General features: G+C 64.5%; 2 protein-coding genes and 1 pseudogene. 1 reads left to right on the top strand and 2 read right to left on the bottom strand.

Annotation, left to right across the window (positions count from 1 at the left end; genetic code table 11):
* Positions 1 to 353: 353 nt before the first annotated feature.
* Positions 354 to 548 carry a helix-turn-helix domain-containing protein gene (locus tag ACIPYQ_RS41175; protein WP_401259812.1) on the bottom strand — a complete coding sequence of 65 codons (195 nt, stop codon included), beginning with the start codon at positions 546 to 548 and terminating at the stop codon, positions 354 to 356.
* 1008 nt (positions 549 to 1556) lie between these two features.
* On the opposite strand from ACIPYQ_RS41175, the pseudogene ACIPYQ_RS41170 reads away from it, so the two are divergent.
* Positions 1557 to 2384, top strand: a pseudogene (locus tag ACIPYQ_RS41170) (helix-turn-helix domain-containing protein); the annotation flags it as partial.
* A 382-nt stretch (positions 2385 to 2766) separates the two neighbouring features.
* Here ACIPYQ_RS41170 and ACIPYQ_RS41165 read toward each other — a convergent pair.
* A partial coding sequence (locus ACIPYQ_RS41165; protein ID WP_401258124.1) for an alpha/beta fold hydrolase occupies positions 2767 to 2848 on the bottom strand: 82 nt, incomplete at its 5' end.

The following is a 2848-nucleotide window of genomic DNA, read 5'->3' as shown; positions in this document are numbered from 1 at the left end:
CACCGAACTCCACGACGCGTTCGTCTCCCTCGCCTGCAGTCTCATCTGCTGGAGACGCCTCAAGAAACACGATTCATGATCGTGTTACGAGCTCTATGTAGGTACCCAGGTCCTTTTCGCGCTCGATCTTCGCCGCAAATGCGTCCGCCGCCCCCTTCTTCCCGAACGATTCCTCGCGCTGACGGCCGCTGCGACCACCAGGCTCCCTATACCTGACGGTCCACGGATGACCACAGCGCGCGCCAACGCAAGGGTAATTCCTACTCCGCCCATCCTCTTTACACTTCTGAAAAACCCTCGCCAAGCTAACACGCCCCCCTTTCTTCACCCCATCCCACGAGGAAAGTCAGCATCTACCCATATCTCCGGTCGAGGTAATCCACTACATCACGCTCACGGAAGCGCAGAAGCCGCCCCACCTTTTGCGGTCTAATGCCCCACGCCCTGTATTTGTTTTTTATGGTAATTTCACTTACCTTCAGCCAGTCAGCTACCTCTGCTGGTGTCAGCAGCGCATAGCTCCCTCCGTGCGCCAACACAAACTCCATTTCACATAAAATTCGCCACCGAGGCCACCACCCGCCCGAACCGAATCGGGACTTCACTAGCCCCCGTTCCGAAATCCGATGGCCTGATGTCGCCGCACTGCAGACCAGAAATTCATACACGAGACCCTCGGCGCGAGTACACAGGTCAACAAGGCGTGGGTTCCCAGAAGCAGTGAAGCGGTACACCGCGCATCAGTCGACACCCGGCAGCTGCGACAGCAGGGCTAGAGAGCAAGCGTGAGCACACGGGTAGCTCCTCAGGACATTGAGGCACCAAACACCAGGCGAGGGATAACCGGCCGTCCATACAAGCTCCACCGCCAAGCACGGCCGCCGCGAACAGATCCAATGATCCGGAGAAACCGTGATTTCCGAATTCACGGATGGGGTGATAGAGGAGCCGCAGTCGCCCGCAGCCAGGTACCGGGCCTGACCCGCACTCCTTGCGGTCAGCGGGGCTCGTCCCCTCCTGCATGCCGGCGGGCGGACCGTTCCGCCCTCGTGAATCCCAGGGATCTCGGCCCTGTGTCGCGCAATGAAGTTCCCCGTGAAACAGCCGGACAAGCACTCCCGTCCAGAACTCAAAATGCCCCCTGATCTGTGGTTTCCCTTCAGGGCTTTACGTTGACATGGGTAGCGGTGCGATCTCCACTCATTGCGTGGGGCCGCCGGTCTGCCACCAGCGAACTGGGACAGCGAGCGAAACCGGCTGCAGGGCCAGCACCACGAACGGGGCCGGTTGCGACCATCGACTCCGGGCGCCCCAGGTCTGGGCGACTTGGAGCGATGGCCAGCAACAGGGGCGAAGTCGCTGCGCTGCATGTTGCTACTCGTCGCAGGCAGCTTCTGTATGTTGAGATCCCTTGGCCAAGGCCCACCGTCTAGCCCGCCCCAGCGGTTCCGTCGCATCAGAAGCGGTCGCAGATCGGGGTGGTGGGTGTGAGCGGGTACATCGAGGAGTAGGAGCGGATCGGGCAGCTGGTCCGGCGTCAGCGGCTGTCGGTCGGGATGACTCAAGCCGACCTCGCCGCCGCGCTCGGGCGGACTCAGGGATGGGTGTCCAAACTGGAGAAGGGCCGGATCGAGCTGGACCGGGCCGGGCTGATCAACGCGGTTGCCGCCGCTCTGCATTGCCACCCGAACACCTTGATCGAGCGCCCGTACTCAGGCGGCGGAGCCGAAACCAAATGGCAGGTATCCGCGGCCTCAATCCTGCGGGAGTTGCGTCGCTTCGACTTGGCACCGGTCTTCGACGGCACCCCGCGCCCGTCCGAGGTGCTGTGGCACGACATGAAGCGCCTGCTCCGCCTGCGCGATGCCGCGGCGAACGCCGCCGTGTTGAGCGATTTGCTGGACATTCTGCGAGAGGCGCGAGCCCTGGCAGAGGCGTCCACCAGCCACGAGCGTGAAGAAGGGTTCGCGATCTACGCGGTGGCCTGCAAGTTCGCCCACACCGCCGCTCACGCCCTCGGACATCCCGAGCTCGTCGCCATGGCCTGCGAACGGGCCACGTGGTCCGCGCAACTCTCCGGCGACCCCATCATGCCTGCAATGGCGCTGTGGATGCGGATGTGGGATACCTGGGCCTGGGCTGACTGGGACGATGCCCTGGCCCTCGGCGTTGACCCGCTCGCCCGCCGTACGGGCCAGGGCGAGGCGCTCATCGGACCCGGCGGATTCGAGGGATTGAAAGGCGTTCGGCTGCGTGACGGCACCGCCTTGCCTCTGCGGCAGCGTGGAATGTGGGCGGCTCCGTGTGCGGGTCGCACGATGGTTCGGGGCGGCGACCGGCGGAAACAGGTGCAGCTGGAGCGGCTTGACCGCACCGCGGCCGAACTGACCGCGAGCGGCGGGGCCGAGCGGGAACGCGAACTCTAGGAAAGGGAGTGGCGGACGCGCTTCGAGCATCTACTGGAAGGCCTGGACGATACAGAGCGGGAGGAGGCAGCCGACGAGCTGCGCGCCCTGTTCAAGGAGGGTGCGGCCGGCGATGGTGTGTCGCCAGACGCGGCATCCCATGGGGATCCTCCTTCCGTGATGGTCCGGCTACGGCGTAGCCGGACCTCTGGGTGTTCTGCGGGGGTCAAGGGGCGGTCTCGTAGACGACGGTGGTGGGGCAGACGGCAACAGGCGCGATGGTTGGTTGCCCGGCGTCTCTCGCCAGGCGAAGAGGTACTTCTTCGTCCGGGGCCGGGTGCTGGTGCTCGGCGCGTCTGGTTCAGCCCTGGAGGGTGGTGAGCCAGTCGGTCAGCAGGCGGTTGACCTCGTTCGGGCGTTCCTGCTGGATCCAGTGGCCGCAG

This window comes from Streptomyces sp. NPDC090045 (assembly GCF_044747975.1).
Lineage (GTDB): Bacteria > Actinomycetota > Actinomycetes > Streptomycetales > Streptomycetaceae > Streptomyces.
This window is presented reverse-complemented; position numbering and strand designations above follow the sequence as displayed.

Bases quoted from the DNA above. Each gene is read 5' to 3' on its own strand.
- ACIPYQ_RS41175 (WP_401259812.1), bottom strand. From the start codon at position 548: ATGGAGTTTGTGTTGGCGCACGGAGGGAGCTATGCGCTGCTGACACCA.